Annotated in this window: 8 protein-coding genes; 5 read left to right on the plus strand and 3 right to left on the minus strand. The window is 74.6% G+C overall.

From position 1 onward, the window contains the following. Positions 1–138 precede the first annotated feature (138 nt). Genes O7606_RS03445 through O7606_RS03455 form a run of 3 tightly spaced genes read right to left on the minus strand, consistent with a single transcriptional unit; the run spans position 139 to position 17022 of the window. Positions 139–15732, minus strand: coding sequence for a toxin glutamine deamidase domain-containing protein (locus tag O7606_RS03445; protein WP_281597528.1), 15594 nt, complete (start codon positions 15730–15732; stop codon positions 139–141). Between the two features lie 7 nt (positions 15733–15739). Then, the gene (locus O7606_RS03450) at positions 15740–16606 is read right to left on the minus strand and encodes a hypothetical protein (RefSeq protein ID WP_281597529.1); all 867 of its coding nucleotides are present in this window, start codon (positions 16604–16606) and stop codon (positions 15740–15742) included. Beyond that, positions 16603–17022, minus strand: coding sequence for a YbaB/EbfC family nucleoid-associated protein (locus tag O7606_RS03455; protein WP_281597530.1), 420 nt, complete (start codon positions 17020–17022; stop codon positions 16603–16605). The genes O7606_RS03450 and O7606_RS03455 overlap by 4 nt, the downstream gene beginning before the upstream one ends. A gap of 296 nt (positions 17023–17318) precedes the next feature. Between O7606_RS03455 and O7606_RS03460 the strand changes: the two genes are divergently transcribed. The 5 genes from O7606_RS03460 to O7606_RS03480 all read left to right on the plus strand — a co-directional run bounded on the left by O7606_RS03460 (position 17319) and on the right by O7606_RS03480 (position 21991). Continuing rightward, the gene (locus O7606_RS03460) at positions 17319–17639 is read left to right on the plus strand and encodes a WXG100 family type VII secretion target (RefSeq protein WP_348651134.1); all 321 of its coding nucleotides are present in this window, start codon (positions 17319–17321) and stop codon (positions 17637–17639) included. A 24-nt stretch (positions 17640–17663) separates the two neighbouring features. Next, positions 17664–17966, plus strand: coding sequence for a WXG100 family type VII secretion target (locus tag O7606_RS03465; RefSeq protein WP_281597531.1), 303 nt, complete (start codon positions 17664–17666; stop codon positions 17964–17966). Positions 17967–18061: 95 nt separating this feature from the next. Then, positions 18062–19024, plus strand: a complete 963-nt coding sequence (locus O7606_RS03470) for a hypothetical protein (protein ID WP_281597532.1) — start codon at positions 18062–18064, stop codon at positions 19022–19024. 116 nt (positions 19025–19140) lie between these two features. Continuing rightward, complete coding sequence (locus tag O7606_RS03475; protein ID WP_281597533.1) at positions 19141–21648, plus strand: hypothetical protein; 2508 nt, start codon at positions 19141–19143, stop codon at positions 21646–21648. Next, positions 21641–21991 carry a hypothetical protein gene (locus O7606_RS03480; RefSeq protein WP_281597534.1) on the plus strand — a complete coding sequence of 117 codons (351 nt, stop codon included), beginning with the start codon at positions 21641–21643 and terminating at the stop codon, positions 21989–21991. Before O7606_RS03475 ends, O7606_RS03480 begins: the two co-directional genes overlap by 8 nt. Positions 21992–22015 lie beyond the last annotated feature (24 nt).

The raw sequence follows: 22015 nt of genomic DNA on the forward strand, positions 1-22015 counted from the left end.
GCCGGCGGGCAGGACTGCCCGCGCGTGCCCGGCGGCGGTCCCGTTCGTACCCGGGGCCGCCGCTCGGGTCGACCCGCCCCTCGGGCCGGTGACGTGCCCGGGCCGGCGCCCAGGGGCGGCCCGGGGTCGGCCCGGCGCTCAGAGCGTCCCTTCGGAGAGCCGCACGAACCTGCCGTCGACGACCCGCAGCCAGTCCTCCTCGTGCCGGGACCCCGTCCGGCGGGCCAGGTCGCCGGTGACGCCGTAGACCGTGCCCCGGTAGCCGAGCTGCCGCAGCCGGTCGACGAACCGTCGGGCCGCCCCGGTCGGCGCGTCCGCCTGCCCGGCCCGGGACGACAGCAGGATGATCGGGGTGTGCCAGCTCGCGCCCATGGCGAGGTAACCGCCGTCGACGAGCAGCCGGGCGAGCGTGCCGCCGGTGACCACGTTCGACCCGGTGCCCAGCGCGGGGTCACCGTCGTCGACGAGGCCCGCGACGTCCGCCCAGAGCGGGGGGCCGCCGAGCCCACGGCGTCCGTCCCACGGGGTGCGCCGGTGGGTCTCGTGCTGCCCGTCCGACCGGGTGTAGCGCCGGTGTGAGCCGCTGTCGACCAGGAGCAGGTTGTCCGAGATCCGGGTGGCGGTGCGGGCGCCGTACGGCATGCCGAAGCCGACCGTCCGGCCGCGTCGGTCGCGTACCCGCACGGTGCTCAGCGGCGTCGGGGCGACCGTCGGAGCCGGCGGGACCGGCACGGCCCGCGGGGGCGTCGGCGGCGTCGGCGGCGGCTCCGGTGGCGGCGACGCCGGTGGCTCCGGCGGTGGCGGGGCGGCCCGGACCGGGCGGGCGGTGGTCGGGACCGGCCGGTGGACCGGCGGGGGCGGTGGGGGGCGGTAGGCGGCGTCCGGCTGCCACGGGTACGGGTCCGGGGTGGACGTGCGGGGAGCAGGCTCGGGCGGCACGACGACCAGTCCGGTCTCGGGGACCGGCCGCCGGGCGGGCGGGTCGCCGTACCGGCGGAACGTGCCGCCGTCGCTGAGCGCGGGTCCGGGCGGGTCGAGTTTCAGGCTCGTCGTCGGCGCGAACACCTGGCCCCGGTGGCCGCCCCGGCGCAGCGCCCCGCGCAGCTCCTCGGCCGGGCCCCGGCCGGGGCGTCCGCCGGCCCGCGAGGTCCACAACACGAACGGCGTGTACGGCCCGACGCCCGGCCGCCTCAGCACGCCCGCGTCGACGAGCACCTGACCCAGTTGGGCCAGCGGGATGAGCAGCACGCCGTGGTCCTTGTGCCGTACCCGCACCCCGTCACCGGTGATGGGGGCGACGAACAGCGAGAAGATCGGCTTGTCGTCCTGCCAGGGCGCCGGCTGCTGCCGGGGCGTGCCGTCGAAGCCGGCGGGGAAGGCCCGGTACGTGCCGGCCCGGGCGGCCGGCATGACCAGCGCGAACCGGGCGGCGAAGTCGTCGCTGGGCGGGAACGCCAGCCCTTCGACCCGTCCGGACGGGTCGGTGAGCTCCATGACCCGCAGGTCGGTGAGGGTGAGCCCGGGGTGGTGCCGGGCGGCGGGCGGTGGCGCGGTCTGCCGGGTCGGCGTCGGCCCGGTCGGCGGCTCGTCGTCGTCGACCTCGCCGAGGACCCGGCCCCCCTGGGGGTCCGCCGGGACGACCGTCCCCGGCGGCGGGAACACCGAGTATCCGCCCTGGTCGGCCACGGAGAGCTTGCCGGCGACGAACTTCATCGAGACGACGTTGCTCGCCCCCCGGAACCCGCGGTGGTCGCCGAGCTCGTGCAGCCGGCGGCCGAACTGCGCGGCGGGCCCGGCGGGCCAGGCATGCGTGCCGACCCAGCAGACGACGCCGAGGAAGCCCCGGAACTGCCCGGGCGGGAACTTCGCCAGGTAGCGGGCGTTGTTCAGCAGGTCGACGAGCGTGTCGCCGGAGGCCGCGATGACGTCCGGCTTGATCCCGTGGCGCATCCGGATCCAGAAGTTGTCCTTCGCGCCGTGCGCGTGCAGCAGCGCGTCCCACTTCTCGGAGGGCTGCCGCAGCGGACGTTCGACGCCGGGCGTGCCCTTCGGGGCGCTCGTCGCCGGGTCACTGGTGTACGTCAGCGGCCCGCCCCGGGTGGTGTTCAGCACGAACTGAGCGTCGGTGTTCGAGTCCTCGATCTTGGTGGGGAAGGCGACCCCGGCCAGCACCATGCCGGGGTGGTAGAGCGGCCGGATGTCGACCTCGCGGGGCAGCAGCGGCGTCGGCTCGTGACTGCGGCTCCAGATCGGCCTGGTGATCCGGCCGGTGTCGGTCACCTCCGAGCCGACGTTGACGTGCACGACCCGGAAGTACCCGAGGCGGCGCAGGTCGTCGCGGAGGCTGGCGGCCAGCCGCTCGGCGTGTCGGGTGGAGAAGGTCGGCGGGAGCAGCACCAGCACCGACCGGTCGCTGTACCGGCCGGCGACGTCCCGGAACGCCCGGGTGCCGGCCAGCACCCGGGGCAGCCCGGTGACCGGCAGCGTGTAGTTGCGGTTGGTGTCGTGCGCGTCGCGTACCGACAGGTGCTGGTCGTCCAGGGAACCGACCCGGACGACCACCGGCAGCTTCTTGCCCCACGGCGCTTTCTCCAGCAGCAGGTCCCCGTTGGGCTTGCCGTAGTGCTCCAGGGAGATGTAGCTGGTCTGCTGCAACCACCTCTCGTACGCGGTGCTGGGCATGATGTGGAAGAACTCGGTGGCGGTCGGGTACAACACCCCCACGTCGCCCCCGAAGGACAGCCCGCTGGTCATCTTCAGGGCCCGGATCCGGTCGTACGGGACCTGCGCCACCGGGGTCGTCGACCCGGTGGCCGGCAGCACCTCCGTGGTCGCCCGGACGGCCCGCTGCCGGGTGTCCACGCCCAGCCCCCGGGCGAAGTCGTAGCCGGTGTGCCCGGTGTCGTCGCGTACCCCGGCCAGCGGCGAGGCGAGCGTGACCCCGACCGTCGGCGGCCCGGCCAGGACGGCCCGCAGCGCCGGATGGCCGGCGACGGCCCGACCGAACTGGCCGCCGTCCAGCTCGACCTTGCGCCCGCCGGGCGTGCCCACCCACACCCGGCGACCGTCGCCGGCCACCCCGACCAGGAAGTCGGTCCCGGGGCCGCCGCGCCGGCCCCGCACCGCCACCGACATGTCGGCCGGGTCGCCGGGCAGCGGCAGCACGACGCCCCGCCCGCCGGGCAGCTCCGCCACGCGCAACTCGTCCACGGTGGGCTCGCGGACCAGCTCGTACCCGCCCTCGTTGACGCGCAGCGCGTTCTCCGTGCGCGACCGGGGCAGCCAGGCGTCCCCGGTCGGGTGGTACACCTTGCGGTAGCCGCCCAGCGCGACCTGACCCGCCAGGAACTTCCGGGCCACCTCGCGGGGGAAGGAGCTGCCCGGCCCGGCGTCGAGGACGACCAGGACGATCGGACGGTTGAAGTCCCCGTCGTCGACCTTGCGGAAGTCCGGGTCGGCGGCCAACAGGGTGGGCAGGTCCTCCGGCGCGACGATGACGGCGCCGCCGTCGGCCCGGGGCAGCAGCAGCGACCGGCCGTCGGGGGCGCCCTTGACGAAGAGGAACAGCGGCCGGCCGCCCGGCCGGTCGGCGTCGGCGGCCCACGGCGCGAGCGAGTAGGTCTGGTCGCCCTTGGCGTCGTAGTGGAGCACGGTGTCGCGGGCGGCGGGGCTGCTGTCCCCGGCGTACGTGGTCAGCTTCTGGACGTCCGCGTCGTCGCTGAGCAGCGAGACGCCGAACGCCTCGCCCTGCGGGTCGAGGACCGGCCGGACCCGTGGCCTCGTCGACGGCGGTGGCGGCGTGCCGCCGGTCAGCGGATCGGTGAACTCCGCCGGGGTGAACCGGGGCGGCTGGTACGGCGTCTCCCGGTCCAGCATCTCCTCGTTCGGGTCCGGCCCGGTGTCGGACCCGGAATCGTCGTCCGCGTCGTCCCGGCCGCCCGGCGATCCCGGGTCGGTCGAGAGCACCGGCGAGGACGGGATCGACGACGGGTACGTCGACGGGATCGACGGTGGCGCGAGGAACGTGGTGAAGTCCCCGCCGTGGTCCAGCGCCAGCCGACCGGCCACCACCGACGGGGCGGTCTGCGGCGCGTGCACGTCGCCCTGGTAGCCGTACGTCCGCTGGGCCGCCGCCAGCACGTCGTAGCCGAGGTTGCCCGGCTCGGTGTGCCAGCCCGCGTACGGCGACAGCAGCACCAGCGACGTCGTCGGGGGCGCGTTCCGCAGGTCCAGCAGTCCGGTGCCGTTGACCAGTCGGACCACGTCGTCCGCGGTGAGCCGACGCCGGCCGCCACCGGCCGTGGGCGCGTACGCGTACCGCCCGTCGGACTGGTCGAAGTGGACGACGAACGGCCGGCGGCCCCGGCTCGCGGCCCACTGCGCCGTCCGTCGCGTCGGCGTGCCCGACCCGACCGTGCCGTCGTACCCGTCGACGTCGCCGACGGTGCGGACCTGCTGTCGGTGTGCCCAGGCGGCGGTCCGCTGGGCGTTGTGCGGGTGCCGGGCGTAACTGACCCCGAACACCCGGCCGGCGGCGTCCCGCAGCGGGGCCGGAGCCAGCAGCGGCGTCCCGTCGTCGGCCGGGTCCGCCGGGGCGGGCGCCGTGGTAGTGGCCGGCGCGAACGGCACCGGCCGCCCGGAGTCCTCCCCGTCGTCCGGCGGGCTCTCGACCAGCAGATCCGCCGGCGGGTCGTCGTCGTCTTCCGAGACGGTCTCGGTGAGGAACTCGGCGGGCGGGTCGTCGTCGTCGGAGACGGTCTCGGTGAGGAACTCGGCGGGCGGGTCGTCGGTGGGGCTGGGCGGCGGGGTGGTCCGGAACTCGGTGCGCAGGCCCAGCTCGTCGGCCAGGTCGGCGACGTCGGCCAGGGCCTCCTCGACCTCGCTCATCCGCTCGTGCGCCGTGTCGAGCCGGGCGGTGGCCCGGTCGTACGCGGCGTCGGCGTACGGCTGCCGGGCCCGGACCCGGGCCAGGGTCTCGTGGGCGGCGGCGAGCCGGCCCGGCAGGGACCGCCGTGCCGGCGCGAGCGGCCCCTGCCGGTACGCGGTGACGAGGTCGGCGACCCGGTTCCGGGTTTCCCGGCCGCCGGACGCGGCGAAGACGGCCTGCTGCGCGGCGCGCGCCATGGCGAGTTGCCACCCGGCGCGACGGACCCGGTCGTCGGGCGGGATGGTGGCGAGCTCCTGTTCGGCGCGCGCGGCGTCCCGGGCCGCTGCCGCCGCGTCCGCCCGGTGCTGGCGTCCCCGGTCCAGCAGCCGGACCAGCTCGTCGTGCACGTCCCGCAGCGCGGCGAGGTCGTCGGTGACCTCGTCGGCGCGGTCGCGGGCCCGTCCGGCCAGGTCGCGGTGTTCTTCGAGGGTCACGCGTTCCCGGTCCGCCGCGGCGAGGGCCTGCCGGACCGGTTGCCCCGCCCGGCCCCGCTCGGCGTGGGCGCGCTCGACGGCCTCACGCAGCGGACGGGTCCGCTGCCGGTCGTAGCGGCCGGCGGCCTCCTCGACGGCCCGGTCGGCCGTCTCGTCGAGCCGGCGGGCCTGCCCGGTGCGGTCGGTGATCTGCCGGACGTCCAGCCGGACCTGGTCGGCGGTCTGCCCGGCGGTGGTGGCCAGGGCGGTGGCCTCGTGCTGCCACCGCTGCGCGTCGGACGTCGCCGGCAGCAACCGGGCGATGTCGTCGACGGTCTGCCGCGCCGCCGGGGCGACGTCGGCCAGGTCGTCGCTGGTCTGGTCGACCAGGTCGTCGAGGAGGGCGCGGGTGTCGGCCGGGTCGAACTCCCCGAGCGGGGTGTCCGGGCCGAGCAGGTGGTCGAGCTCGGTCACCGTCACGTCGGCGGTCGGGTCCGGGCCGGCGACGAACCCCAGCCACCGGGTGTCTTCGGTGACCGCGCCCGGCAGCGGCACGCCGTGCTCGTCGTACGAGTCGGTGAGCGAGACGATCGCGTGGCCGCTGGTGCCGGCGAACGCCACGCCCTGCGGCGCGACGATCCGGGTGCCGGGCAGCTCCCGGGCCAGTCGGGCGGCGAACCCGTCCCGCCGGTCCAGCCCGGTGTCACAGGCGATCAGCACCACCGGCCGGCCCTGCCACCTCGGGTTCTCCCGGATCATCCGGGCGAGCTGGCGGGGGGAGATCCGTTCGGCCCCGACGTGCAGGCTGTCCGGGCCGGCGTGCGCGAAGACGTGGAACCGGTCGTCGCGGGCCGGGAACCGGCGGGCCGGCCGGGGGATGCCGGTGTCGCCCGGGGCGGCGAGCAGGATGCCGGCCGGCACGTCCACCGGTCGGGCCGTACCGGCGTCTCCGGTCGGGGTCGGTCCGGTGTCGTCCGCCGGCCCGAACCGCCACCGGCCGACCTGGTCCCCGTCGTCGGACCGGTTCTCCGGGTCGGAGTCCGCCCGGTCCGACGCCGCCTCCTCCGGGTCGGATTCCTCCGGGTCCTGCCCGTCGGAGCCGGACACGTCGGAGTAGACGTCGGCTTCGAGATCGGAGTCCGTGCCGACGGACAGGTCGAGGTCCCCGTCCGAACCCGGGTCGAGCTCGGCCACCGGGCCGAGGGCGCCCGGGCCGAACCCCAGGCGTACGGCGAGCCGGACGGCCTCCTCCCGGGCCGCCCGCGCCCGGTCCACGGCGGCGTCCGCCGCGCGAGCGTGCTGGGCGCCGTCCCGGAGGAACAGGTCGGCGTCGCCCAGATTCGTGACGGCCGTCCGCCCCTGCAGGTGGGTTCGGTTGACGGCCCGCGTCAGCGTGTCCACTGCGGCGTGCAGGTCACCCCCCGGGGCGGGCAACCCGATGTCCTGGAACTTTCGTCGGGTCCGGTCGAGGCGGCCCCGGATCTCCGCCACGGCCCGTACCGTCTGCCGTAACCCGTCCTGGGCCCGTTTGCCGCCGCCGGAACCGGCCCGGTAGGCGTCGATCGCGGCGCGGGCCGTGCCCAGCGCGGCGTCGAGACGGTCGGCGATCCGCTCCGCCTCCCGCGCGTCCTCGTCGACTGCCGGGGCGAGCTCGCGGACCCGGTCGACGCGGGACAACATCTCGGCCAACTGTTCCTGGTGCCCGAGGATGTCGTCCTGACGGTCGTCGAGGAACTCCCTGGCCCGCCGCAGCTCGGTCCGGGCCTGCGTGGCGTGGCGCTCGGCCTGTGCGACGGCGGCCCGGTGCTGGTCGACCAGGACGGCGAACCGTCGCAGGTCCGGTTCGGCCGGGTCGACGCCGTGGTCCCGGGCGGTGCGGGTCAGGTCGTCGAGCAGGCGTCGTCCCGAGCGCTCGCCGACCAGTCCGTCCCTGGTCCGCTGCCAGGTGTCCCGGATCTCGTCCTGCCTGGCCGAGGCGTTCCCGAGGTGGGTGTCCAGGCCGGCGTGGAACGTCCGGGCCGCCGCGATCCGCGCCACGGGCAGGGCGGCCAACGTGTCCCGGAGACGGGTGAGCCGCCCGGCGGCGGGCGCGAGCGTGGCGGCGACGTCGGTGAGCTGCTGGTCGAGCCGGTCCGGGGTGGCCACCGGGATCGTCCGGTCGACGTCGTTCAGGACCGAGGCGAGGTCCTCCGTCTGCTGCCGGGCGCCCGTCAGGCTCTGGTGGGCGCGCAGGGCGCGGATCTCCAGGGGAGCGAGGGGCCGGTCGGCGAGGTGCCCCCCGTTGTCGTCCAGCCGGTCGAAGTGGGTGGACAGGAAGATCTCCTGGTTCAACCGGACGGTGGCCCGGTCGCCGAGCAGCGCGTTGTCGAGGTAGTCCTGGATCGTGCCGCCGACATCCTCGGGCCGGGCCCGGGTCAGGTGGTAGCCGCCGTCGGGATCGAGCAGGCCCAGGTCACGCAGGGCGGCGGTGACGGCGGGGTCGCCGCCCAGGGCGGCGCCGACCTGCCGGTCGACGAGCGCCCGGATCTCGTCGCGGTGCGCGCCGAGGAACTCCCGGGCCGCCGGGGAGAGCGCCGCGTGCAGCGCCGTCGGGCCGACCCGGGACGCCGCCGCCAGGTAGCTCTTGTACATCCGGCCCTCCGCCCCGGCGACGTCCGCGGCGTGGGAGTAGGCGAGCGCGGCCAGGTGCGGGTACGTGATCGCGAGGACACCGGCGATCTCCTCGGCGTCCAGGTCGCTCGCGGCGCCGCCCGCCCACTGCCGGTAGCGGGCCCGGACCCGCTCGGCGACGGCGAGGCCGTCCTCGATGATGCCCCGGCGGCTGCGCGGGGAGCCGTCGGCCGGCACCGACGAGGAGTTGTCGGCGACGTGCCGCAGCACCCGGGTCGCGCCAGCCAGCGGCACCCCTACCGTGTACTGCGTGTAGGGGTTGTCGTTCCTCGGGTTGAGGTTGCGCCCCCGTACCGTGACCTCCTCGCCGATCGCGGTCACCCGCCAGCCCTCGGACTCCGGGAACAGCTCCGTCAGGGAGGTCTCGTCGCCTTCGGCGAGACTGTCCAGCCGCCGGCTGGCCTCCACCGCCAGGTCCGCCGCCTCGGCGCGGCCGGGGCGGTCCTCCCGGGGCGACACCCGGAACGGCGCGCTCACCACCTCGCCGATGTGGACCTTGTCCGACAGCTTCCGCCCGTCGGACTCCCGGGGGTGGTAGCCGTCGACCTTGATCTCCACCGTGCCGCTGGTGTGGGTGACCAGCACCTCGTTGTAGTCCAGGGTGAACGACGAGACGAGCTCGTGCCGGCGGCCCTCGATCTCGATGCCCATCGCCGGTCGGGTGGGGACGTCGTCGTCGGCGGGGCGGGGACCGCCGGCCTGCGGCGGAAGGTCGCCCCGGTCGGGGTCCAGGGTGGTCGCGGCGAGGCCGGCGATCTGGTCCAGGTGCCGTTGGCGCAGCTCCCCGGGCGCGTCGGGGTCGACGGCGGCCATCAGCGAGTCGTCGGCGAACACGTGCGCCGAGGAGGGGTCCCGGTTGAAGATCCGGCGCACCGGCTCGCCGTCCGGGCCGGTCAGCCGGGTGTCCAGGTTCTCGTCGTAGAGGCCGAGGTAGTGGCCGTACTCGTGGGCGTACTCGTGGTCGGGCCCGTCGACCGACCAGGTGGTCTGGGTGGTGGGGGGCGGGTTCTCCCCGTACAGCCGGACGGTGGTGTCGGCGTCGTCGGGGCCGACGAACTCGACGTGGGCGTGGAACTGGCCGTCGCCGAGGCGGTAGCCGTTGTTGAAGGCGCTGTCGACGGCCGCCCGCGCGCGGTCCTGGACGGCCGGGAGCCGCCGCTCGGCGGTCGGGTCCTGCGGGGCGAGGTGGATCCGGACGGTGAAGTCGTGCACCGTGTCGCCGCCGGGGGTGGTGAGCTGCCGGTACCGGTAGGCGATCGGGCCGGCGAGGTGGTCGAGGGTGGGACGGGTCACCGGGCCGTCGGTGGGGGGTTCCAGTCCGGCCGCGCGGTACGAGTCGGCGACCACGTCGGGCAGCGGGCCGGTCCGCTGACCGGTGGGGATCACGTCGTACGCGGTGGCGTGGGCGCGGTGCGGGGGGACCGTGGGACGCAGCCGGTCGATGGTGTCCCGGTCCACGACGGTGGGCGCGCGCCGGGGGCGGCGGCTGTCGACCCGACCGCCGGGCGCGGGCGCCGTGCCGCGCGGGGACGGCCGCCCCGCCACCGTCGCCGACCGGAAGACGACCTGGTTCTGGCTGTCCAGGGCGCGGGTGAGCCGCACGGTACGGGTGGCGTCCGCGACCGGGAACGTCGTCGGGACCCCTTCGGTGTCCACCACGATGGTCAGCCCCAGCTCCCGGGCCGCCGCCATGAGCGCCGCGTCGGACGCCGCGTACAGCCGCCGCCGCTCCTTCGCGTCGACCGGCGGGGCCGGCGGCAGCGCCTCCGGGCCGGCGAGGCCCCCGATCCCCTGCGGCCGGGGCGGCTGCGCGGCGATCGCGGTCGCCACGAAGTGCCCGTACGAGTAGGGGTTGTCGAGCCGGTGCTGGCGGAAGGCCGCCAGCGGCCCCTTCTCGTAGGCGTCCAGGATCTTCTTGCGGGCCGCGTCCGAGGTCCCCGGGGGGATGTCCGGAAGGGCGACGGAGTCGAGGACCCGCTGGCGCAGGTCGGTCGGCGCGACGCCCGCCTCGACGCCCAGCACGTCGTACAGCGATCCCGGCCGTACCGTGGTGGGGGTCTGGCGGTTGGTCCTCGCGGCGTTCGCGAACTCCTGGAGGATCGTGTACGACGTGTTGGACACCGACAGCAGGTGGGCCGCGTACACCTTCTGGTCGGGCGGCAGGCCGACGCCCGCGTCGTTGTCGCGGAACCCCAGCGAGATGGACGGGGCGAGCGTGTTGAGCGCCTTGTCGCCCAGGTGCTCCCGGTCGGCGGAGCTGAGCCCGTCGATCCACGAGGACGTGGACTGCCCGTCGTCGCGCCGCAGCGCGTACGGGTCCGGCTTCGAGGCGTTGCTCTCCGCGTACGTGGTGAGGCTGGTGCCCTTCTTGGCCTTCCTGATGTCGGTCGGCTTGGCCCGGGGGCGGGTCGTCAGGTCGAGCCCGAAGAAGCGGCCCGACACGCCGCCCATGTTGGTGTGGGTCTGCCGCAGCACCTTCTCGGTGAGGTAGGCGAACGCCAGCCGGGACAGGTCGGTCGGGGTGGCCGAGTCGAAGAAGTCGGTCACGAACGGCGTCCCCCGGGTGGGGTGCGGCACCGGGGGCGTGGTGAACCGCTGCGCGCCGTCGTCCGCCGTCGACCCCTCCTCGTCGCCGGGGGCGGGCAGCTCGGCCCGGTACGCGCGGTGCAGCCGCTCGCCGAGCAGGTTGAACTCGCTTGCGCCCTCGCCGAACCGGACCGTGTCGTTGCCGAGCACCACCAGACCGTCGACGAAGAGGTTCGGCTCCGGCGCGTACGGCACCAGCGGGTGGATCCGCGCCTGCCGGTCGCGGGTCTGCATGTCGTCGTCGATCTCCCGGGTGAACTCCTGGACGAACTCGCGGGCCGCGCGCTCGTCGTCCAGTTGCTCGACGAAGGACTCGTACGCCTGCCGGGTGTCGGGGTCCGTGGTGTTCCGGGCCGCCTTCGCCAACCGGGCCTGGACGTCGGCGACGAGCCGCCCGGGCGAGCCGACCCGGTAGCCGCCGACCATCATCAGCGGGCGCGTCGGCGTGCTGAGCGACGGTGGCAGGGGCGCGTTCCGGTCCTCCTCGGCGACGCCCTCCCAGTCCATCCCGTCGTCACTGTCCAGGTCGGCGTCGTCCGGGTCGCCGTCGACGCTCGGGTCGAGCGCCATCGGGTCGACATCCTCGGGCGTCGGATCGGTCAACTCCCGCAGCCGGTCGAACATGTGCGGCCCGGCCGGCGGCGTGTCCGGCGAGCCGTCCGTGTCCCGGCCCCGGACCGTACGCGGGGCGTCCTCGTAGTCCTGGATGGAGACGTACGGGTAGTTCCCCCGGGCGACGAGCGCCTGCACGGCCTGGGTGGTCTCCGGTGACCCGAGCACCTTGTTACGGGCCCTGCCGAACGGGAAGCTCCCGGTCGGCGGGATCAGGTCACCAAGCACCGCGACCGGCACCGGCAGGCCGGCGACCGCCTCGGCGGCCCGGTCGACCGCCTCCTGCAACTCCGGGCCGGCCTGAAGGTTCCGCAGGTTGAAGGAGACCACGACCGCGACCCTGGGCGGTGGCTGCGCCAAGCCGGCCAGCAGCCCCTCGATCACCTCCGGCAGCCGGTCGACCTTGTCCGCTTCGGCGATCATGTTGACCACGAAGCCCATCGGCTGCCCCTGCGCGATGAGCGCGTCCCGTTTCGCGGGGTAGTTCCCGCTCGTCACCTCCTCCTGCTCCGCCACCAGCTCCTCGAACGCCGGGTTGCGCCGGGCGGTGATCTCGGGCGGTGGCGGCTTCCGGGCGCCGTACCAGACCGGCGGCGTACCGCTCTCCTCCTGGCCCGGCGGCCCGGTCTGCGCCTGGCCCGGCGGTGCGGTCTGTTCCTGGGCCGGCGGCCCGGTCTGTTCCTGGGCCGGCGGTGCGGTCTGCGCCTCGGCCGGCGGTGCGGTCTGTGCCTGGGCCGGCGGTGGCGCGGTCGGCCCGGTCGCCGTCAGGTCCGCCTGCGGCTGCGGCTGCGGGACGGGCGGAGGCGGCGGCGCCTCCGTCGTCGGGACGTGGGTGGGCATCACGTGGAAGGCCGGGTTCTCCGCCCCGGCGGGCGGGCTGGCCAGGTCGCCCGCCTGCCCGTCCACCATCACCACGTGCCCGGTGGCGAGTCGGAACGCGTTCACCAGGTGCCCCGTCCGGGCGGTCTGGGCGGTGGGGAACGACCAGGCCAGCACGGTACGCGAGCCAGGAGGCAGCGCGCCCAGCGTCTGGACGACCCCGTAGATGTCGGTCGGCGGGCCGAACGTACCGCCCATCTGCGTTTCCAACGTGTGCAGCCCACGCATGGGACCGGCCTTCGGGGTGGGCTGCGCCGGGTGCCCCGCCGCCATCCGGTCGACGATCTGGACGGTCAGGTGACAGTTGGTGTCCTGCTCGCCCAGCTTGACCGGGTTGACCTCCCGCAGATCCGGCATCAGGGCGTCCCGGACGATGGCCAGGTCGCCGCTGGCGTCCCAGTTGGTGATGCTGTTGGCGGTGATCACCGGGGGTAGGCCCGGCCCCGGCACGACGGAGACGTGGTCCAGCAGGGCAAGGAAGGCGGCGTCCCGCTGCGCGACGAGGACGGCCCGGTCCTGCTCGCCGATTTCGGGGTTCGCCGCTGCGGCCCGGAGCAGCAGGAACTGCTCGCCCAGCGGGCTGGGCGGGGCGGTCGGCGGCGCCGGCGGCACCGCGAGCTGCGGCTGCGGCTCCGGCTCCGGCTGTGCCGGTGGCGCCGGCTGCCGCTGTGCCGGTGGCGCCGGCGGTGGCTGACCCTCCGGTTCCGGTTGCGGCTGTTGTCGCGGCTGTGGTTCGCCCTCCGGTTCCGGCTCGGGCCGCCCGTCCCGCGCCGGCTGCTGTTCGGATGTCGGCTCCTGCTCCGATCTCGGCGCGGGCGCCGAGATCGGCTCCGGCTCCGACGTGGCCGGTTGCTCGGATGTCGGCTCCCGTTCCGACGTGGACCGCTGCTCGGACGCCGGCGCTTGCTCCGAGGTCGGTTGTCGCTCCGAGGTCGGCTCCTGCTCCGACGTCGGTTGTTGCTCGGTGGTCGGTTGTTGCTCCGAGGTGGGTTGTTGCTCCGAGGTGGGTTGTTGCTCGGTGGTCGGCCCTTGCTCGTCGGTGGTCGGTTGTCGGCGCGAGGCCGGTTGGTGGTGGGCTGCCGGCTGTGGTTCCGGCAGGTCGATCTCCATCGGGTCAGGGGGCGGCTCGTCACCGATACGCAGATGCTCCAGGTCGGAGATCAACGCGCCGACGCCGTCGATGCGCAACCCGTCCAGGCCGGTGATCACCGCGTCGACGTCGACGGCAGGCGGATCGGTCACGCCGGCGATCGGCGCGGCCGGTCCGGGGTCCGTCGGGCCGACTTCGGAGCCCTGGTTCTGCTGTTCGGTGGGTTCCCCTCCGTCGCGGGTCTGCTGCCCGGCGGGCCCGCTCGCGGCGCGGCTCGGGGACCCGGCGGGCCCGGCCCCGGTCGGGCCGGTGGAGCGTGACGTGCCGGCCGGGGTGGCGTCGGTCGCGGTGGGCGCCGGCCCCGGGACGGCAGGCGGGACGACCGGTGGGGGCCCGTTGTCCCGGCTGCCCCAGACCACGGCCTCCGGGTCGATCACCGGGCCGGCCGGCGTGCGACCGACCGGGTGTGGACCGCCGGTGCTCGGCGGGGCCTCCGGGCTGCCGTTGAGCCCCGACCGCTCCCGGACGGGCGATCCGTCCGTCCGGGTCGGACGGTCGTCGCCGACCGGCGGCGCGGCGTCGACGACACCGCTCGCCGGACCGTGCTGCGTGTTCGTCGGGCCGGTCTGCGTGCCGGTCGGATCGGTCCCGCTGCCGGTCGGGCCGGGCTGCGTGGTCGGCGAGGTCGGCGGCCGGTCGGTCGAGCCGATCGGTGGTCCGGACTCGGCGCTGCTCCGGGGGACCGTCGTGGTCGGCTCGGCGCCGCCGGGCTGGGTGCCGCGTGGCTGGGTCAGGTCCGTCGGGGTGTCGGTCGGGCCGTTCGTCGGCTGGCTGGTGGGGTCGGTCGGCTGGCTGGTCGGGTCGACGGGGCCGGTGGTCGGGCCGGGGGTCGGCGGTGACACCAGCGCCGGCGGCTGCTGCCCCTGGCCGTCCGTGCGCGCCGACGGCTGCGTCTCGGGCTGGACGGGTGGCACCGACTCGGGCTGCCGTACGGTCGGCGGTTGCTCGGTGGTCGGGTCCGCGCCGTCCGGCGGGCCGGCGTCGCCCCGGACCGGGCCGGGACCGACCGGCAGGGTCTCGAAGTCCGGCAACCCCTGGTGCATGCCGGGGGCGGTCGGCCCCGGGTACGGCCCGGACGGCGACAGGACGGGCGGCGGCGGCCGGTCGTCGGCGCCGGACGGGCCGCGTGTTCCGTTCGGCCGGGTCTGGTCGGTGTCCACCAGGACCGGCGGTGGCACGGGGTCGGTGGTCCGGGCGACGGGAGGCTGCACGACCGGTGGCGGCACGACGGGGGGCGCGTCCAGCGGCGGGCCGTCCCGGTCGGACCGCCCCTCGCCGCCCGTCCGGTCACTGCCCGGCCCGTCACCACCTGGCCCGTCCCCGCCCGGCCCGTCCCCGCCCGACCCGTCCCCGCCCGACCCGTCCCCGCCCGACCCGTCCCCGCCCGACCCGTCCCCGCCCTGCCGGTCGCCGGTGGTGTCGTCGCCGGTGGTCGGCGGGCCGTCGGTCGGGTCGCCGCCGGTGCCGGACGGGCCCTGCGGGGTGGACTCGTCCCGCGGCCCCTTCTCGTCGTCCCCGCCGGACGGTCGGTTCCCGGCCGGGTCCGGAACGCCGTCGAGGGCGGCCAGGTCCTTGCTCTTCGGCGGGCCGTCAAGCGTGCCGGCGTCCGGCGGCCCCTCGCCGCCGAGGAACTCGCCGGCGTCGTGCGCGTACCGGGTGGCGTAGGAGCCGACCACGGAGGAGACCGCGGTGGCCAGCGCGTTGAAGTTGGCGAATCCGCCGATCATCGCCAGGAACGCGGCCTCGCCGAGCAGCTCGCCGATCGCGCCCAGCCCGGCCTGGCCGTGCGCGGTGCCGCTGAACCTGGGGAAGTACCGGCCGCCGATCTGGTGGACGCCACCGGCGACGGTGCCGATGAACGCGCCCGCGCCCACCGAGAGGAAGAGGTCCGAGAAGTCGAAACCGCCGTCCTTGTTGTTCTTTCCGAGCACGATGGCCTGGGCGATGATGTTCTCCGCGCCTTCCTGCGCGCCCTCCTCGGCCGCCTCCTGGGCGAGGCGCAGGAGCAGCAGGTGCAGGTCGTGCTTGAGGCGGTCGAGCAGCGCCTGGCTGATCCGCTGACCGATCTTGAGGTACGCGGGGACCAGGGTCGCGCCGAAGCCGGACGCCATGGCCAGGGCGATCTCCACGACGATCATGAACGCGGCGACGACGATCTGGGTCTGCCCGTAGTCGATCTGCTGGTTGGCCTGGTCGGCGACGTGCCCCGCGATCAGCAGCTTCCCGGCCCCCTGCGGTACCGGTCCGGTGATCGCCCGCTGGTACTCCTGGAACGCGTCACCGGCGGGACTGTCGAGGTTGCCGTGCAGCCCGAAGCCGAGGGCCTGGGTCGGGCCGACGACGTCGTACACCTCGCGGCTGAGACGTTCGAGCTCGATGCCGAGCGCCTTCAGCTCGGACGGGTCACCCTTGGGGAACTCCTCACCGACGGTGTAGAGGATCGCGTCGTACGCCCACTGCCAGTTGGGGTCGTTGGGGATGTGGAAGTCGCCCATGGCCGGGTCAGGTCGGGTAGTCGAGCAGCGGCGCCGCCGAGCCGTCCGGGCGGAAGCTGACGATCAGCGGCTGGTAGTCGGGCGAGAAAGGGTCGAAGTCCAGCTCCGCTTTCGGCTTGACCAGGAAGAACTGTCCGCCGTCGGCGTCGAGCGGCTGGCCGTCGGGCCCGGTGACCGTCCGGCCGCCGAGCGGGACGATCGCGTCGTAGTGGTTGACGTCGGCCCGCGCGGTGCCGTCGGGCAGCGTGGTCAGCGACCGTAGCTGGTATCCGGCGGGGATCGGGTCACCGTCGACGTGGACGCCCGTGGTGGGGTAGCCCCGGAAGGCGGAGATCGCCGGGCTGAACCGGGTGGGTTCCCCGGGCTGCTGGCCGTCGTAGGCCCGCTGGATCGGATCCGTGGGGTCGGCCGTGCTGAGCCGGGCCGGCCGGAGCCGGGGCAGCTCGTCCCCGGTCCATTTGTTCAGCGACGCGGGTCTGGCGGGAACCGCCTCGGGGTCACCGGCGCCGGGCTGCCACCGCGGGAGCTTTCCGGGCAGGTCGTCGAACGCGCCGCCGATCGTGCGACCGGCCAGCTTCGCGTCGTCCTCCGCCTGACCGTACCCCTGGCCGCTGAGCCGCAGCCCGACGGCGGCGTACTCCACCGACGCCCGGACGGTGCGGACGATGGCCTCGACCACGTCGAGGGTCTGGTCGAACTCGTTCTTGAAGCCGGTGCCGAGCTCGTCGTCGCCCCAGGCGGGGGCGAACCGGTTCCGCAGCCCGTCCAACTGCCGCAGGTAACCGTCGTAGCGGGCGAGGTGGTCGGCGTAGGCGTCGCCGGCCCGGACGACGCCCTCGGGGTCGACCCAGATGGAGCCGTCCGGCACGCTCACGGCTGCTCCGGCGCGAGCCCGAGCATCCGCCGGACGCCGCTGGTCATCCGGGGGCCCCCGGGCGGCAGGTACATGTCGACGCCGGCCTCGCCCCGTACCATCCGGGCCGCGTTCATCCCGTCCGGCAGCAGCGGCGCGATGATGTCCGCCGCCCGGTCCATGACCTGTTCCTTCGCCTCGGCGTAGGTCTGCATGATGACGGCCTGCAACTCCACCGGCGTCATCCGCCGGTACGCGCCGGTCGGGAAGGTGACTGCGGTGAGCACGCCGTTCTGGCCGACCGTCACCGTCACCTCTCGTCGGGGCGCGGTGGCGGACGCCTGGATCTCCCTCATCCGTTCCTGGAGCTCGGTCAGGCTGCTGCGCTGACGTTCGTACTCCGCGAACAGCTCCTCGATGCGATCGTCGAAGCTCATCGGCCGCTCCCTCCCTGCGCGGGGTCAAGTAGAGGGGCCGGCCGGGCAGGTCGGAAGGGTCGACCGGGGTTTCCGGGCACGAACGTGCAGCCGCTCTTCCCCGCCGCACCGGGCGAACCCGCGGGCGGACGGCGGGCAGGGGGGAAGTAGGCAGAGTTGCCCCGTCGTTCGGACATGCCCCGACCGGTGAGCTTGCCGCCGGTGGTCGCCCGGCCGGAACGTTCTGCGTGGGCGACCACCGAGCGCAGCACGTTCGACGTCGTCATTTCCCGACGTACGACGAAAGGAGACTCGCTGTGACCATGCCTACGGTCCAGACTTCCGAACCGGGCATGCAGGCGGCGGCCACCGAGTTCGCCGCCAAGGCCCAGGAGTTCACCGGTCACCTGCGCAGCGTCAACACGCAGATGGCGACGTTGCAGGCGAGCTGGCGGGGCGACGCGTCGAACAGCTTCAACCAGGCCATGGACAACTGGGAGCGGTCCTTCCAGGTCGTCATCAACCAACTGCTGCACATGATGGACGTCATGGGCGCCACCACCTCCGGCTACCGGGCCGCGGAGGACCAGGCCGCGCAGAGCGCCCAGTCCTTCATGTCGGCGCTGCCCGGAGTCTGACCCCTGCTGAGAAAGGACGTGACGGTGTCCAACTACCGGTTCGACTTCAACCAGGCCGACGCGACCCTGCACGACATGCACCAGATCAACGGGCGGATCGCCAGCGCGTTGGACGAGATGGAACGCAACGTCGAGCGGAGCCTCCAGGACTGGACGGGTGACGCGCAGACCACCTACTACGCGGCCAAGGCCGAGTGGCGGGGCGCGGCCGGCGCGATGTCGGTCTACCTCGAACAGGCCCGGCAGACGCTGCTGGCGATCTCGGAGAACTACGGGACGACCGAGCAGCGGCACACCAAGATCTGGAACGACGTTCGCGGCGGCTGACGTGCCGGCCGGTTGGCGGGCGACGTCGTCCGGCAACCGGCCGCCCTCGGTGGCGCCACCGGTGACAGTTGGCCGCACGGAAAGGTCGTGGACGGATGGCCGACCTCAGTAACCCCAACGACATGGCGATCGACGAGATCGGCATTCTCGACAAGTTCAACAAGGGCGAGATCTGGCTTTTCCCGGACAAACACCCGGACGGTTGGATCCAGGCGGTGATCGACCGGGCGGAAGCGGAAATCGTCGCCTTCGACCAACGGAACCCGGGCAACGTCCTCTCCGGCGTGGACAAGGTCGACTGGCGCTTCTACACCGCGGACGAGAAGGCCGCCTTCGAGTGGTACTGGCGCGAGGTGCTGCCGGCCGACAAGTGGTCGAAACTCGTCGACGACTACCTGGTCGACCAGGCCACGTCGGTGCCCGGGGGCGGCATCGACGTCGACGAGTTCGGGGAGAACGACCACCTCGACATCGACGGGAAGATCCCGGTGCCGGAGGTGAAGACCTGGACCGGCGGCGACAACAAGGACGGCGAGCTGAAGGTCAGCACCGAGGCCATCCGCTACTTCGCGAACTCGATCGGAAAGATCGTGTCGACGACGGGCGGCAAGCCCGGCGGCATGATCCTCGACGTCCGGGGCAATCTCGACGATCTGAACGTGCTGCCGGGCAAGTTCGCCCGGGCGGAGAAGATGCGACGCAAGCTCGCCGGTGGCGACGAGAACCCGGGCCTGATCGGTGACACGGCGGGCCTGCTGACCAAGATCCATCAGGCCCTGTTCGCGCTTCGCGAGAGCCTGCTGGCGATGGCCAACTCCTACGAGTACACCGAGGACGGCAACGTCCGCACCGGCAAGGACCTCAAGGACAAGTCCGAGAAGTTCCGGAACATGACCGAGGCGGAGTTCGCGAAGGCGATGGGTCGGCCCTGGGGGCAGATCGACGACATCGGCGACTACGGCCAGGTCACCTCCGGCGGCTACAGCGGGGGCGACGGCGGCGACAAGTCCGACGGCGACAAGTCCGGCGGTGACAGGTCCGACGGCGGCGAGAGCTGATCGCGCGGTACGGAGCGGAGTGCCCGGCGCGTCTCGGCGCGCCGGTGTCGGCATAGGAATGGGGGAAGGTCATGGCGGACGGGCAGGAAGATCCGGGGAAATCGTGGGAGAACTCCGTGGACCCGAAGGCGACCTTTCCCCCGTTGGACGTGGCGACCGAGCCCGAGAACGACCTGGAGATCTGGGCGCAGATGGATCCGCCCGGGTGGCGGCGGATCAAGGCGTCGGTCGTCGGCGGCTCCGCGATCGAGAGCGAGGCCGGGCAGACGTACGCGGCCAGCCTGGTCAGCTACCAGAGCCTGATCGACGCGGCCTCCGCCTTCCAGCAGGCGTACAACCTCCTGGTCTGGCTGGAGACGTTCATCAACCTGCACGCGCACGCCATCGCCGGTGAGGAGAAGGCGTGGCAGGGCCCGGCAGCGCGGGCGTTCCTGGCGAAGATGGACTACTTCAGTGAGTTCCTGGGCGCCCAGGCCGAGCGGTTGGCCGGTGGCCTGGGCATGCCCGGGTCGGCCGGGCTGCCGTACCAGTTGATGAAGGCCGGCAGCTACCTCAAGTGGGCACAGGACCAGTTGAACTACCTCGACATCGCCTGGGCGAAGATCGCCGCCGCGAACGGCGCGAACCACACGTCCGGCGGCAACGTGGCGATCAGCTCGACCCGTTACGCCCGACCGATGACGAACCAGATGCTGGAGGTCGCGCTGGAGCTGGCCAAACAGTACCGACCGGTCATCGACAAGGTCAGCTCGCCCAGCGGCGACGGCGCCCTCGGCATCGACGACCCGACCAAGCCGCCCACCTCGCCGCCCACCGACCCGCCGACCGATCCACCTACCGAACCCCCGACCGATCCGCCCACGGATCCCCCGACCGATCCGCCCACGGATCCCCCGACCGACCCACCCACCGACCCGCCGACCGACCCGCCGACGCAACCGCCGGTCGACCTGCCGACGCAACCGCCGGTCGACCCGCCGACCGATCCACCTACCGATCCGCCGACGCAACCGCCGGTGGATCCGCCGACCCAGCCGCCGGTGGATCCGCCCGGCGTCGACGTGACGCCGCCGGCCCTCGACGGTCCGCCCGGCGTGAACGGTCCCGATGGGGACGTGCCGCCGCCGGGCGTCACCGAGCCGCCGCTGGGCGGACTGCCCGACCTGGACGACCCGCCACCCGTCACCGCCCCACCGACGACCGGACCGCCCGGTCTCAATCCGCCCGGTCTCAATCCGCCCGGTCTCAATCCACCTGGGCTCAATCCACCTGGCCTCAATCCGCCTGGTGGCGACAAGGATCCTGTCAAGCCGCCGCCGGTCGGCGACGTGCCGGACGACCCGGACGGGCTGCGACCGCCCGACGACATCGACGTTCCCGGCGGGATCGAGAAACCGGGCGGGATCGCCCCGCCCGGAGGAATCAATCCGCCGGGTGGGATCGACGCCCCGGGCGGGATCGAGAACCCGGGTGGGATCGATACGCCCGGTGGCATCGAGGACCCGGACGGGATCGAGAACCCGGGCGGGATCCAGACGCCGGGTGGTGGCCCGTCGCCCGGCGCGCCGTTGCCGGGCGCTCCCGGCGCTCCCGGCGCCGGCCTGGGCGGGGGCGGCTCCACGCCGGAACGTCCCGACTCGTCCGGCCTGGTCGGCGGCGATCCGGGGGACTGGAACCCGACCCTCCCGAAGACCGGCGACCCGTTCGCGCCCGACGGCGCCGCCTCCGGTGGCACCGGCCTGGGCGACCACCGGGACGACCAGCCGCCCGGATCGGCGCTGCCCGGACCGGGCGCGGTGGGCGGCACGGCACCGCCGGTCCTGCCACCGTTGCCCGGCGCGCCGGGAGCGCCGGGGGCGGGCGGGGCCGGCAGCTCGGCGGCGGAGCGTCCGGACGCCTCCGGCCTGGTCGAGGGGGACGCCACCGACTGGGAGGCGATCGGCGCGGGCCCGGCCGGCGACCCCGAGGCGCCCACCGGCACGACGGCCGGCGGCGTCGGCCTCGACTCCGGACCGGTCGACGTGCCGCCCGGTCCGGAGACGGCGCCCCCCACCGTCGTACCGGTGCTGCCCGTGCTGCCGGTGCCGGTCGGCGGCGGGCGGGACCGGAAGGCCGCGCGGCGACCGGCCGGGCCCGGCCGGGACGAGGGCCCCGGCACCCCACCCACGGCGGCGGACGGGCCTGCGCCGGTGGACGTGAACGCCACCCCGCCGCCGGTGGAGGCGACCGCGACCCCTGCCGTGGAGACGGTCGGCGGGCCGGGCCGGGAGGTCGGCGTACCACCGCCGAGCGCGCCCGACCCGACGCGGGCGGCGCTCGGCGTACCCCTCGGAGTTCCGGCGGCCCGGGCCGGCGAGCGGAGGCCGCCCGACCGGCCGGACGCCGCCGACCTGCTCCACGAGGAGGAGGCCACCTGGACCGGCGGCGAGCCGCCGCCGGTGGACCGGACGTCGGCGGAGGACCGGGTGCCCGTCGTGCGACCGGACGAGGACGACGTCGACACCTCGGGCTGGGACGACCCCGGCAACGCCTGGTGGTGGCGGGACGACGACGCGCCGCCGACGCCGGAGCACCAGGCGACGGCCCGCGACGTCGGGTGGGCGGAGAGGACGAGGGATGCGTGAGGAGACCGGACCGATGCCGCTGAAGGCGTGGAAGCGGGACCGCGTGACGCCGCCGACCGCCACCGGACGGCCGGCGATGTGCGGTGGTCCCGAGTACACCGCCGAGCAGCGGCTGGAGCTGATGCGCGAGAAGCAGCGGGCGATGGACGAGGCGGCCCGCCGCGAACGTGAGGAGGCCGAGTCGCGCGGGTCGGCCGGGCGTCGTGCCGCCAGACCGGTCGACGGCGACGACGGGTACCTCGCCGCCGAGCGGCCCCGCGCCGACCGGTACGCGGTCACCCTGCTCCGGCAGGACGACTCGGCCTGGAACAGCGGTGACGCCGGGTCGGGAGTGCTCGGATGACCGGCCGGCAGGCTGCCACGGGCA

The sequence above is a fragment of the Micromonospora sp. WMMD882 genome (assembly GCF_027497255.1).
Classification (GTDB): Bacteria; Actinomycetota; Actinomycetes; order Mycobacteriales; family Micromonosporaceae; genus Micromonospora.